Genomic DNA, 13056 nt, shown 5'->3' with positions numbered 1-13056 from the left:
GTGATAATCGTGAAGGAATTGGTTGAGTATATTGCCAAATCATTGGTAGATAACCCCGATGAAGTAGAGGTAAAGGAAATCGAAGGTGAAAGATCTATTATCCTCGAACTGCGGGTTGCTCCTGAAGATATGGGCAAAGTTATAGGAAAGCAGGGCAAGATTGCAAAATCAATTCGCACCATTACTAAAGCAGCAGCTACTAAACAAGGAAAAAGAGCTGTTGTTGAAATACTTAAATAGGGCTATTTTAGCCCTATAAATTTTATTAAAGGTTCTTTCGGGGTGATTTGGGTGAATCGCGAAGAAATGGTTGCTATTGGTAGGATTGTTGGGACCTTTGGATTTAAAGGCACCTTAAAGATAGCTCCTTTAACAGATTTTCCTGAGAGGTTTAAAAAGCTTAAAAAAGTAAGGCTGTGTGGAAGTAAAATAAATATGGAGTTTGAGGTAGAAGAGGCTAGAGAACATAATAATCTGTATTTGTTAAAGTTTAAAGGGATAGAATCAAAAGAAGAGGCGGCTAAATATAAAAATGCATTTTTAATGATAGATGAAAGCGAGGTTTATCCTCTCCCGGAAGGATATTATTATCATTTCCAGCTTAAAGGGCTTGAGGTATATGATGAAGAAAAGGGCTTTTTAGGTGAGCTTACTGATATATTAGAAACTGGGGCTAATGATGTTTATGTGGTGGTTTCTGAGCAGTATGGAGAGATCCTTTTGCCGGCTATAAAAGAAGTAATAAAGGAAGTAGATTTAAAAAATAATAAAATGGAAGTAAAGCTTCTTCCAGGGATTATAGATTAGGTTATAATAATTTTGTATAAAACCTATCAGGGAGGAGTTTGGTGAAAGTAGACATTTTGACTCTTTTCCCGGAAATGTTTGTATCACCTTTAAATCAAAGTATTATTAAAAGGGCGCAGGATAAGGGAAAAGTAGAGATAAAGATTAACGATATAAGAGAGTATGCTAGAAATAAACACGGACAGGTTGATGATTATCCGTATGGCGGCGGAGCCGGCATGGTTATGAAGCCTGATGTGGTGGTACGGTCTATTGAAAGTGTAAAATGTGATAATTCTTGGATAGTATATATGTCGCCACGGGGGAAGACTTTGCACCAGAACAAAGTAAAAGAACTGGCATTAAAACCTCATTTGGTAATTCTTTGCGGACATTATGAGGGGATTGATGAAAGGATTCTTGATTTTGTGGATGAGCAAATTTCCATTGGTGATTATATATTGACCGGAGGCGAACTTCCGGCTATGGTTTTGCTGGATGCTGTTGTTCGTCTTATTCCCGGAGTATTGGGAGATGAGCATTCAACTGAAGAAGAATCTTTTACCCATGGTTTGCTGGAATATCCTCATTATACCCGTCCCCGTGTTTTCAGAGACAAGGAAGTTCCTGAAGTCCTGTTGTCCGGACACCATGAGAATATAAGGCTCTGGCGCAAGAAGCAAAGCCTTTTGACAACACTTCTTAATCGGCCGGAATTGCTTTTGAACCGAAAATATGATGAAGAAGAAAAAAAACTGTTAATGGAAATATTATTTAACGGGGAGTAGTTGTGTCTTGAGAAAGTCAAAGGTATATATAGCACTTTTACATTACCCTATGTATAACAAGCGCATGGATATAATAACAACTTCTATTACCAACCTGGATCTACATGATATAGCAAGGGCAGCCCGTACTTATGACGTAGATGGGTTTTTGGTAGTTCATCCCTCAGAGAATCAGCATGCTCTTTTAAAGGAGATAGTTTCTTACTGGCAGGAAGGTTATGGAGGACAGTATAATCCCGATCGTAAAGAGGCTTTCAGTATTTTGAAGACCTTTTATAAGCTGGAAGAAGCTTTGGAATATATAAAAAATGAAACAGGCCAGGAGGTATTAACCGTAGCAACTGATGCGAGGATATATCCAAATACGGTTTCTTATAGAGATTTAAAAAAGGAAATTATGGAAGAAAATAAGGTTTTCTTGATTCTTTTCGGTACCGGTTGGGGAATACAGAGAGAGATAATGGAAAGCTGCAACTATATATTGGAGCCAATTGAGGCAGAACGTACTTATAATCATTTGTCAGTGCGCAGTGCAGTAGCTATAATTTTAGATAGGCTGCTGGGGGAAGCGTGGTATTGAGATTAAAATTGTAGGCATTTTATACTTGTTAAGTAATTTTCTCTATGATAAAATTTAAACGTTATGTGTAATAAAGGTGGTCCGCTGCATAATATGCAAGAACACCTGGTGGAAGGAGGTAGGAAGATGCAGGATATAATCCGTTCTATTGAAGAAGAATATTATAAAAAGGATTTGCCTCAATTTGGACCTGGTGATACTGTTAAGGTGCATGTAAAGGTTGTCGAAGGTAACCGTGAAAGAATCCAGGTTTTTGAAGGAACTGTCATTAAAATCAGAGGAGAAGGACTTTCCAAAACTTTTACTGTGCGACGTATTTCTTTCGGGGTGGGAGTAGAGAGAACTTTTCCCTTACATTCCCCCAAGATTGCTAAGATTGAAGTTATAAGAAGAGGTAAAGTTCGCAGAGCCCGTCTTTATTATCTGCGTGAATTGACAGGTAAGAAGGCTAGAGTTAAAGAAAAAGGCAGATACTAATGATGAAATAATAAGATTTAAGAGAATACCATATATATGGTATTCTCTTTTTTTGGAGGATGAAAGAATGGTAATAAACTGGTATCCTGGACATATGGTAAAGGCGAGGCGGGAAATTGAAAATAATCTTAAGCTGGTAGATTTAGTGGTTGTTCTCTTAGATGCAAGGGCCCCTTTTTCCTGCCGCAATATGGATTTAGAAAAAATGGTGCGGAAAAAACCTATAGTAATGGTATTAAACAAAATAGATTTGGCTGACGATGATAAGACTTTACGGTATATAGAAAGACTTAAAGAAGAAGGGTTTAAAGCTGCCGGCATAGATTCGATTACCGGGCGGGGAGCTCGCGAAGTGCTCAAAATTATAGGTGAAGCTTATAAACCGATAGCAGATAGGATGATAGCCAGAGGCAGAAGACTCCGGCCGGCTAGGGTAATGGTCGTAGGAGTTCCTAATACGGGAAAATCCAGTTTTCTTAACTGTTTGGTAGGAAGGAAAATTGCCCATACCGGAGCAAAGCCGGGAGTTACCCGCGGCAAACAGTGGATAAGGGTACGTGAAGATATTGAGTTTATGGATACTCCCGGTCTTATGTGGCCTAAGATTGAAAGTGAAGAGCAAGGCTTGAAATTGTCCCTTTTAGACATAATAGGTGAGAATGCTTATCAGGAAGAAGAAGTTGCCCTTTTCTTAATAAAAATACTGCGTGAACTTAAGCCGGATGTTTTAGAAAATAGATTTAAGATTTCTTCTTTTGTGGGGACGGAGCTAGATCTTCTAGAGGAGATTGGCCGTAAAAGAGGATACCTTGTAAAAGGCGGAGAAGTTGATTTAGGTAAGACTGCCCGGATGCTTCTTATAGATTTTCGCAAAGGTGTTTTGGGTAAAATGAGCCTTGATTAGTTTTTTGAAAGACTGTATGAATGTTTTTGCTTTTCTCTGCCTTAAAATAAAAAGGACAGGTATAAAGTTAAATACCTACCCGAATCTTGAAAGAGATTTTTCAGAATTTTAGTTGATTTTGTTGGTTCGTCTCCATATTTTTTGTTTTTCGGCGGCTTTAATCAAATCGTCTCTAAAATCAGGGTGTGCGATGGAAATGAGTTTTTCGGCCTTTTTCCATGTGCTGTCACCTTTAAGGCATACCGCACCATATTCAGTAACTATAAAATGTACCATAGTGCGTGGACAGGTTACTATAGTTCCCGGTTCAAAATAAGGTACAATTCTTGAATGCGTATTTCCGTGCTTATCAGTGCGGGTAGAAGGTAAACAGATAAAACTTCTACCTCCTTCTGACCAATAAGCTGCTGTTACAAAATCCCACATACCGCCTGTACCTGAAATTTGTTTAAATCCAATGCTTTCTGCATTGACCTGACCATATAAATCAACTTCCAGACATTGATTAATAGAGACCAGGTTTTTAATTTTTGAAATATTCAAAGGGTGATTAACATATTCTACTCCATGGGAAGCTAAGGCTGTATTATTGTCAATCCATTCATAAAGCCTTTTGGTTCCCAAAGCGAAGGAATATACCACTTTGCCACGTTCAAATTCTTTATTTAATCCGTTCATTTTTCCTGATTCGACTAAGTCGATAAAGGAATCTACCAGCATTTCTGTATTTCCCCCTAAGTTTTTCAGGTCAGTATCACATATCATTTTTCCCAGAGCATTTGGCATTCCACCGATACCGAGCTGGATACAATCTCCATCGCGTAAATATGCGCAAATATGAGAAGCAATCTTTTTTTCTACCTCACTCGGTTCAACTGGGGATAATTCAGCTAAAGGTTCATTTTCACTCTCTACTATATAATTGACTTCTGTAATATGAACCTGTTCTCTGGCTCCGCCCAAAGCCTTAGGTATATTATTATTTACTTCCAAGACTACTATAGGAGTTGTCTTAATTTGAACATGGGTAATAGCATTATGTATCCCATAGTTAAAATACCCATTTTCATCCATAGGTCCTGTTCTTAAAAACAAAACATCTTTGTAATTTTTGTGATGCCCTACTTTATAAGGATAAATAGCTTTTTTTTCATAATAAAATTCTCCTTCCCCAAAAAGCAGAGGATTATAGAAAACATTAGGCCTCATTTGCTGCATAGCGCGTGTAATCGGACTGAAATGCATGTCGATTATGGTGAAAGTTTCTCCTTGAGGGTCTTTAACAGCCACTTCAGGAATAGGAGGTAGAGTAACTGCCATTATAACTACAACATTTTTTAGTTCGTCTTTACGGGCAGCCAACGCTTTGTCTAAAGTCACAGGCTTGCCATTAAAAAAACCATAATCTACCCAGTCGCCATCTTTCACAACCTTAACTGCTTCTTCCGGAGTCCGTAATTTTTCACGGTACATTTGCCAATAACCATTTGCCATTTTTATAACCCCTCCCCTTTTTAAAATAAAAGGTATTTAAATAATGAAACAAATTAAAGGAAATTTTAGATTTATTGAAAAATTTTTCTAAAAATTTTTGTATATATACAAGGTTTATATCTTTTATTCCTGCTATGTAGATAAAAAATATATATACAAATTATTATTTTTTATGACAAAATGTCGTGCTTTTATGCAGAGAAACAGTGGATTAAGTAACATTTCGACAAATAAAAAGAGTTATTAATTTTTTTGTGATAATAATGAAGTAAAAAAGGAGGAATTTTGCAATCTTTAAAGAATAAATATTTTTTGTGTATGCAAGAGAGGAATCATATATATAACTTATGGTTATATATAACTGAGATTCCTCTCAGTTATATTAAAAATAAAACAATTTAAGAGGAGGTATTATTTAGTGGATAGGAGTAAGTGGTTTATTTTAGCTACGGGATTAATTATCGGTGCTATTGCAGCAGTTTTGGTGAAACTGGGCAATCCACCTAACATGGGCTTCTGTATTGCCTGTTTTGAAAGGGATATTGCAGGGGCTATCGGACTGCATCGTGCAGCAGTAGTTCAGTACATGCGGCCGGAAATTATAGGTATAGTTCTGGGTGCTTTATTGACTTCGATCTTTGCGGGAGAATTTAAAGCCCGTGGTGGATCTGCCACTTTTGTTCGCTTTATCATGGGTATTTTTATGATGATTGGCGCTCTTGTATTTTTAGGATGTCCTCTGCGCGATGTTCTGCGCATGGCAGGCGGGGACTATAATGCAGTAGTTGGTTTTATAGGTTTTGTTTGCGGGGTTGCAACCGGAGTTTTCTTCCTGAAACGCGGTTTTAACTTAGGGCGTGCTGAATACAGCCATTCTAATGCAGGTGGATTAGTATTGCCTCTTATTTTATTGCTATTTCTTTTCCTTTTGATTAAAGGTACTGTATTTAGTCCGGATGCAGGAGGACCTCTCTTCTTCAGCACAGAAGGACCTGGTTCTAAATTTGCTCCGTTAGGTATTTCTCTTTTGGCCGGGATAGTAGTTGGCTTTTTGGCCCAGAGAACCAGGCTCTGCATGAGCGGGGGAATAAGGGATTTTATACTTATAAGAGACAGCTATCTGCTTTTAGGTTTCATAGGTATTTTTATTGGGGCTTTAATTTTAAATATCGCTTTTGGTTTCTTCAAACCGGGATTTGCTGATCAGCCGATAGCTCATACCATGTCAGTATGGAACTTCTTGGGGCTTTATCTGGTGGGATTGACAGCTACTCTTCTCGGCGGATGCCCGTTAAGACAGCTTATTCTTTCCGGGGAAGGAGATATGGATGCCGCCGCAGTAGTAATAGGAATGATCGTAGGAGCGGGGATTGCTCATAATTTTATGTTTGCAGCTTCTCCTCAAGGTGTAGGAATTTACGGACAGATTGCATGTGTTGTAGGCATTTTGGTTATGTTCTGGTTGGGCTTTAGCTTCAGGGAAGAATAGGAGGGAAAAGTATGGAAAAGGTGGATGTAAGAGGTTTGAGCTGTCCTATGCCGGTATTAAAAACCAAGAAGGTTATGGATAGTGGAGCTAAGGAAATACTAGTAGTTGGAACCAGCCAGGTATCCAAGGAAAATGTTACTAAACTTGCCAGATCTCAAGGCTATGAAGTTATAATGAAGGTTGACAATAAGGATAACTGGGAAATGGAGCTTAGAAAATAACTTTCCTGGTTAAAACATATTAAGATAAAAAAGAGGAGAACACTTGGTGCTTTCCTCTTTTTTATATGCCTCATGGGTGTTGGTTTATATGCCTCATGGGTGTTGGCTATAGGGTGAAAGTCCTAAATAGGGAAAGTAGCAGTCCCCCTTAGAAAGCAAAAAAGAAAAAATGCTAAAAATAATAATTATAAAAGCCGAAGCGACACCCAAAACTTGTTTATGTATTTTAAAAATAACCAGGAGGGTTTTCTACTTATAGTCTAAAATGATATATTAGAACTTGAAAAAAGCGTTTTCCACTAGTTGGGAAATTAAATGCATGCGCTTTTAAAATTCTGTATGTGCATTATAATAAACTACATATTGTAAAGGATCGTGAGGATGATGTCGGAGAGTTCATTAATTGCCTTATCGGCAATAGTTATTTTGGGGATAGGCGCTCAATGGATTGCCTGGCGTTTTCGGCTGCCGGCAGTTATTTTACTGGTTCTGTTCGGTTTTGTAGCAGGTCCTCTGACAAACATAGTCAATCCGGATCAGCTTTTTGGAGAAATTTTACTTCCGATTGTTTCTTTATCTGTTGCAATTATTTTGTTTGAAGGAGGAATGAATCTAAGATTAGGCGAACTGCGCTTTATAGGAAGTTCGGTCAGGAGATTAGTGAGTGTCGGACTGTTAATAACCTGGATTTTGAGCACCTTGGCAGCTTATAAGTTGTTTAATCTGGACTTGAGGGTTGCTTCGCTGTTAGGAGCTATTTTAGTGGTGACCGGGCCTACGGTTATAATTCCTTTATTACGCCATGTGCGTCCCTCCGGCGCGGTTGGATCAATTTTACAGTGGGAAGGAATAGTTATTGATCCGGTAGGGGCTATTTTTGCTTTATTGGTTTTTCAGGTTGTATTTATGGGAAATTCTGATATGTCATCGGCTACAATTAATGCTGTGCTGGATTTTGTTCGTACAATTTTGATAGGCACATCTCTTGGTGTATTGGGAGCAGTTATATTAATTATTGCTTTGTGGAATTTTTGGCTGCCTGATTATTTAATAAATCCAGTTGTCCTTATGCTGGTAGTAGGTATTGATATGTTTGCCAATCTCTTGCAGCCGGAGGCGGGCTTACTGGCTGCAACAGTTATGGGAGTAGTTTTGGTAAATCAGCATTATGTTTCTGTAAAGAAGATACTTGAATTTAAGGAAACTTTGCAGGTGTTGCTTATATCTTTGCTTTTTATAATTCTTACCGCCCGATTGAGTATAAATGAATTTCAGACGATTTTAGGACCGGGTTTGTTGTTTATTGTTTTTCTGGTAGTAATAGTGCGGCCCCTTGCAGTTTTTGCATCGACTGTTCGCAGCGGATTAAAGTTGCATGAAAAAATTTATCTTTCTTGTATAGCCCCACGGGGAATTGTTGCTATTGCAGTATCCTCTGTTTTTGCTCTGCGTTTGCAGGAAGTAGGTTGTGAGCAGGCTGATTATTTAGTGCCGATTACTTTTTTGGTAGTAATCGGAACAGTTTTGCTTTACAGTATAATTGCATTGCCTCTAGCCCGTAAACTTGATTTGGCTCAGCCTAATCCGCAGGGAGTGCTTATTGCCGGAGCTCATATGTGGGCGAGGGAATTAGCGATATTGTTAATACAGGAGGGTTATAGAGTTTGTTTAATAGACAGCAATATAAATAATGTAAAGCTTGCTCAGGAAGCAGGAATACCTGCCAATGACGGAAACATTTTGACAGAAAATGCGGTTCAAGAACTGGATTTGAATGGGATAGGCCGTTTTTTGGCTTTGACGGCTAATGATGAAGTAAATTCTTTGGCTACTTTATCATTGACTGACCTGTTTGGAACAGCTAATGTTTATCAGCTGCCTTTACGGAACCAGAATCAGGTTCCCCGTCATCTCAGAGGCAGGTTTCTTTTTGATTTTAGAACGAATTATGACTTTATAACCAGTCAGTTTAACAATGGGGGGGAAATTGAGGTTATAGATACAAAAGAAGAGGAGGAGGCATTAAAATATTTGAACTTGGTTAAGGAGGATAAGATTATTCCTCTTTTTGGTATAGGTGAAAATAAGGAGCTTGAAATTATTACGGCAGAACAAGATGTTTTAAGCCGTAATGCAAATTCTTTGCGCAAAATCATTGTTTTTGTATTATCGGATGAAGATGAGAAAAAAAACAGGAATATGCGATATTTTGGCAGCAAGATCTCACGATTTATGCGGGATAATATTCAGATGTAGCTTGGGGGGAAGATATTTGAAAAAATTTTTGTTTTTATTTTGCTTTCTTTTATTATTAGGCTTATTCGGAGTATATTATGCATATGTAGCTTTGGATGGGGGAAGTTCTGTATTTAATCCTTCGTCTGATTCTTCAGATAATAAAGACTTTAAGCCCAAAAAAATGCAGACTATTGTCCTTACTGCCACTGGAGATTGCCTTATGCACAATACCCAGATTTTATCCGGAAAGCAGGCGGACGGCAGCTATAACTTTGATTTTTTTTTCAGGGAAGTAGAGGATTTGATTAATGAAGGTGATTATACTTCGGTATGTTTTGAATCTCCCGTGGCAGGGAGTGATGCCGGTTATACCGGCTATCCTCTTTTTAACAGTCCTGATGAGATTATTTATACCTTCAAAAAGTCGGGATATGATTTAATAGTTACCGCCAATAACCATATAATGGACAGAGGCTATAAGGGAGCCTTAAGGACTATGGAGGTAATTGAGAAGGCAGGGCTTGATTTTGTAGGTACATATAAAAGCAGGGAAGATAGCGAAAAGTTTTTAATTAAGGATATTAAAGGGGTCAAAGTGGGATATATAGCTTACAGCTACAGCACCAACGGAATTCCGGTTCCGGAAGAGCATGCATATTTTTTTAATTACATAGAGGAGGACAAAATACTGAGTGATATTGAGAAATTAAGGCCCAAGGTAGATGTATTAATTCTCGTTTTGCATTGGGGGGTAGAGTATAGCACTAAACCTACTGAAGAACAAAGGATAATGGCACGGAAATTTTTGGAAAAAGGGGCAGATGTAATATTAGGCAGTCATCCTCATGTAATTCAGCCGATGGAAGTAATCAATATAGATGGCAGGGATAAGGTGATTTTTTATTCTATGGGGAACTTCATAAGCCATCAAAGGGGGATAGAGCGCAACAGCGGTATAGTAGTAAAGCTTAAATTTACAAAAGATATGGAAAAAGGGGTTACTGTTTTGGATGAAGTGAGTTATACTCCGACTTTTTCACATTCATATTATGTTGATGGAAAAATACAGTTCCGGGTGGTTCCGGTACAAAAAACTATAGAAAATATAATGACAGGGAAGGAACCTTATTTAGATAAGAGCTATGTTCCAATATTGGAATCAGTTTTGAATCAGACTACTTCAATATTAGGACCTCCGTTTTATAGGGATAAGAAGAACCACATTTAAACTAAAGGAGTCGGGATATGCGCAAATATAATTTAGAGGATGAGAGAAAAAGACTTAAACTTTTAAGTGAATATGAGAAAGAGGCTTATCTTAAAGGTTTTAAATACATAGCTGGAGTAGATGAAGTAGGTAGGGGAACGATTGCCGGGCCGGTAGCGGCAGGAGCAGTAATTTTACCTCGTGATTTTTTTCTTCCTGGGGTTAATGATTCTAAAAAACTCACCGAAAAAAGAAGAACCGAACTGGCAGGAGAGATTAAAAAGCGGGCGATAAGCTGGTCGGTAGCTTATGTATGGCCTCATATAATTGATGAAATAAATATACTTAATGCTACCCGGCTGGCTATGAAGCTGGCAGTAGAAAATCTTAGCCTGAAACCTGATTTAGTATTAACTGATGCGGTCAAAATACCCGATATATATATTGAGCAAATGAATATAACCAGAGGTGACAGTTTGAGTATATCCATTGCCTGTGCTTCTATTTTAGCCAAAGTAGAAAGGGATAACAGCATGAAGAATTTTGAAATGATTTATCCGGGTTATAGATTTAGTGAACACAAAGGTTATGCCACCAGAAAGCATGTTGAGGAGCTTGTAAAACAGGGCGTCTGTTCAATGCACCGCAAAAGTTTTGAACCGGTAAAATCCATGGTCTGTGGAGGAAAAGATGTCCAGATGTGTCTCTTTGAATAATATACAGCTTAATATAACTTTCCCTGAAGGACAGAGCCTTAACCTGAAAAAAGGAGAAATAATTAAAGGGCAGGTTAAGGATGTAAAGGATAATGGTCTAGTTATTATTCTTCTTAAAGGAAAGATCATCGAAGCTTTGAGCGAGGCTGTGGTTAAGCCGGGAGACCAGCTTTATCTGATGGTGGAAAATTTTAAAGATAATAGGGCTTATCTTAAGGTATTGACCCCGGAGGTGCTTACCAAACTCGAGGATGTTAGCCTGTCTTTGCATCTTTCGCGGGCAGGTATAACGGCAGGAAAAGAGGAGATTGAGGCTGCTAGGAAGCTTATGCAATACAATTTGCCTGTTACCCAGGAAAATATCAAAGAGCTTTTGCGGGGAGTTAAAATCTTAGGTGAGTTTAATCGGAAGAATTTGGAGATAGCTGCTTTTACCTTGGCTAAAGGATTGCCAATTAATAAGGATATTTTGGAGACATTGGCCCATTGGACAGGTAAGGGTACGGATTTATCCCAGCTGTTCGATAATATTTTAAAAATAATAAGCCTTTTGGAAGGAGAAGGCAATATAGGAAGCCCTAACAACTTTGTTTTTTCGACATTGTCTGAGGGTGAAAAAATAGTAAAAACAGGCAACTTGTCTTTTTCTGAGCTGGAAGCAAAGCCTGTTTCTAAAAATGAGATAAACAGGTTTTTTCAACCTCTCAAGCCTTGGCTGCAAGTTTTAAAAAAGGTATTGGAGGAAATAAGGATAGATTTAAAAGATGAAAAAGGCCTGGATAGTTTACCACTTAAGCTGAGGCAAGTTTTGCCCGGGGAGAAGGAATTGCTGAAAGTTTTGTCTTTAAGCCTTGAAATTTTGCAAAATGAAGAGTCAGCAAATAAAACCTTTATAGGTCAGGAACTTATAAAAAATCTTAATGACGGGGAAAAGGAGCTTATAGGTCAGCGGTTATTTAATTTTATAAGCCGCAATATGCCGGATAATAATTTTAATTGTTACTATTTTGCCCTGCCAGTGCAGATGGAAGATGGCATGTATCTTTTGGAAATGAAGATTAGAAGAGATTCCAGGCAAAAAGATATGCGTAATGCCGATAATTTAAGCCTGGTGGTTGGACTTAATACTTCCAAGCTGGGGAAAGTGCTTTTTCATATAAACTGGGCTAGAAATGCAACTTTAGATATAAGAGGAGTAGTCGAATCAGAACAGGTAAAAGACCATATAGAAAAGAACATAAAAGAGCTTTTGTCTTCTTTATCAGCATTAGGTTATAAAGTGAATAATTTGGGGATAAAAGTGGCTGAAGATAAAGATGAGTTAGTCCTTAAATCGGTTAAACTGGTTCCGGCAGTTGAAGATATAAAGCCTTTCAGCATTGATATTGTGGTTTAGTAAAAGTGGGGTTGCAGAGATATGGAAGATATAAAAAGAAAGAAAGCCGTAGCTTTGCGCTATGATGAAGAAAAAGATGCGGCTCCGCGGGTAGTAGCCAAAGGGCGGGGAATAATAGCTGATAAAATTAAGGCAGTTGCGGAAGAGTATGGAGTAGCTGTTCATAGAGATGAAGGTTTGGCTGACTATCTCATGGCATTAGACTTATATGAAGAAATCCCCCCTGAACTTTACCCCGTAATTGCGGAGATATTAGCTTTTATTTATCGTATGGACAAGAAATATTAGGTGATATTTGTGAAAAGGGAACTGGGAAAGCTGGGAGAAAATCTGGCGGTTGAATACCTTAAAAAGCATGGATATAAGATTTTGGGCTGTAATTACTATACCAGATATGGGGAAATTGATATAATATGCGCGAAAAAAGATGTGCTGATATTTGTAGAGGTAAAAACCCGCAGGAGTTTAAAGTATGGAGAACCGGAAGAAGCGGTTACCTGGAGAAAAATAAATCATATACGCCGTGCAGCTGGTATTTATCTAAGCCAAACCGATGTTTTTTATAAAGAAATAAGGTTTGATGTGATAAGTATTTTAATAAATGAAGAGGGAGTTTCTTTAAGTCACATTAAGGAAGCTTTTTAAAATTGTTTTTGAGCATCAATGTGATTGATTTTTACAAAATTCAATGATTTTTGGGTAAAATAGAATTTAAAAGAGGATTTAGGATAAATTTTTAAATGTCTTATATATGTTGACT

Annotated in this window: 15 protein-coding genes; 14 read left to right on the top strand and 1 reads right to left on the bottom strand. The window is 37.8% G+C overall.

All coding sequences use genetic code 11. The features are described from left to right. Positions 1–9: 9 nt before the first annotated feature. The 6 genes from H0Z36_RS03675 (at position 10) to ylqF (ending at position 3535) form a co-directional block, all read left to right on the top strand. The gene (locus H0Z36_RS03675; RefSeq protein WP_296863903.1) at positions 10–240 is read left to right on the top strand and encodes a KH domain-containing protein; all 231 of its coding nucleotides are present in this window, start codon (positions 10–12) and stop codon (positions 238–240) included. Between the two features lie 51 nt (positions 241–291). Beyond that, positions 292–807: a ribosome maturation factor RimM gene (rimM, locus tag H0Z36_RS03670; RefSeq protein ID WP_296863902.1), complete on the top strand. Its 516-nt coding sequence runs from the start codon at positions 292–294 to the stop codon at positions 805–807. Between the two features lie 41 nt (positions 808–848). Next, positions 849–1574, top strand: coding sequence for a tRNA (guanosine(37)-N1)-methyltransferase TrmD (gene trmD, locus H0Z36_RS03665; RefSeq protein WP_296863901.1), 726 nt, complete (start codon positions 849–851; stop codon positions 1572–1574). A gap of 7 nt (positions 1575–1581) precedes the next feature. Then, positions 1582–2154, top strand: a complete 573-nt coding sequence (locus H0Z36_RS03660; RefSeq protein ID WP_296863900.1) for an RNA methyltransferase — start codon at positions 1582–1584, stop codon at positions 2152–2154. A gap of 126 nt (positions 2155–2280) precedes the next feature. Further along, complete coding sequence (gene rplS / locus H0Z36_RS03655) at positions 2281–2631, top strand: 50S ribosomal protein L19 (protein WP_296863899.1); 351 nt, start codon at positions 2281–2283, stop codon at positions 2629–2631. Between the two features lie 67 nt (positions 2632–2698). Next, the gene (ylqF, locus tag H0Z36_RS03650) at positions 2699–3535 is read left to right on the top strand and encodes a ribosome biogenesis GTPase YlqF (protein WP_296863898.1); all 837 of its coding nucleotides are present in this window, start codon (positions 2699–2701) and stop codon (positions 3533–3535) included. 108 nt (positions 3536–3643) lie between these two features. Here ylqF and H0Z36_RS03645 read toward each other — a convergent pair whose 3' ends face one another. Continuing rightward, the gene (locus H0Z36_RS03645; protein WP_296863897.1) at positions 3644–5029 is read right to left on the bottom strand and encodes an acetyl-CoA hydrolase/transferase C-terminal domain-containing protein; all 1386 of its coding nucleotides are present in this window, start codon (positions 5027–5029) and stop codon (positions 3644–3646) included. A gap of 418 nt (positions 5030–5447) precedes the next feature. Between H0Z36_RS03645 and yedE the strand changes: the two genes are divergently transcribed. The 8 genes from yedE to H0Z36_RS03605 all read left to right on the top strand — a co-directional run bounded on the left by yedE (position 5448) and on the right by H0Z36_RS03605 (position 12941). Then, complete coding sequence (gene yedE, locus H0Z36_RS03640; RefSeq protein ID WP_296863896.1) at positions 5448–6518, top strand: YedE family putative selenium transporter; 1071 nt, start codon at positions 5448–5450, stop codon at positions 6516–6518. A gap of 11 nt (positions 6519–6529) precedes the next feature. Continuing rightward, a complete protein-coding gene (locus tag H0Z36_RS03635) occupies positions 6530–6739 on the top strand; it encodes a sulfurtransferase TusA family protein (protein WP_296863895.1) in 210 nt (69 codons plus the stop codon). Between the two features lie 381 nt (positions 6740–7120). Then, positions 7121–8995: a sodium:proton antiporter gene (locus H0Z36_RS03630; RefSeq protein ID WP_296863894.1), complete on the top strand. Its 1875-nt coding sequence runs from the start codon at positions 7121–7123 to the stop codon at positions 8993–8995. 16 nt (positions 8996–9011) lie between these two features. Next, positions 9012–10205, top strand: coding sequence for a CapA family protein (locus H0Z36_RS03625; protein ID WP_296863893.1), 1194 nt, complete (start codon positions 9012–9014; stop codon positions 10203–10205). A gap of 17 nt (positions 10206–10222) precedes the next feature. Then, the gene (locus H0Z36_RS03620) at positions 10223–10900 is read left to right on the top strand and encodes a ribonuclease HII (protein ID WP_296863892.1); all 678 of its coding nucleotides are present in this window, start codon (positions 10223–10225) and stop codon (positions 10898–10900) included. Continuing rightward, positions 10875–12296 carry a flagellar hook-length control protein FliK gene (locus H0Z36_RS03615; protein ID WP_296863891.1) on the top strand — a complete coding sequence of 474 codons (1422 nt, stop codon included), beginning with the start codon at positions 10875–10877 and terminating at the stop codon, positions 12294–12296. Before H0Z36_RS03620 ends, H0Z36_RS03615 begins: the two co-directional genes overlap by 26 nt. Before the next feature lie 21 nt (positions 12297–12317). Continuing rightward, positions 12318–12584: an EscU/YscU/HrcU family type III secretion system export apparatus switch protein gene (locus H0Z36_RS03610; RefSeq protein WP_296863890.1), complete on the top strand. Its 267-nt coding sequence runs from the start codon at positions 12318–12320 to the stop codon at positions 12582–12584. Positions 12585–12593: 9 nt separating this feature from the next. After that, positions 12594–12941 (top strand): YraN family protein, encoded by a 348-nt coding sequence (locus H0Z36_RS03605; protein ID WP_296863889.1) that lies wholly within the window; start codon positions 12594–12596, stop codon positions 12939–12941. The last annotated feature ends 115 nt before the right edge of the window (positions 12942–13056 follow it).

This window comes from Thermosyntropha sp., from assembly GCF_017656155.1.
GTDB lineage: Bacteria > Bacillota > Syntrophomonadia > Syntrophomonadales > Syntrophomonadaceae > Thermosyntropha.
The sequence above is the reverse complement of the archived record's forward strand: the minus strand, read 5'-3'. Positions and strand labels throughout refer to the sequence as shown.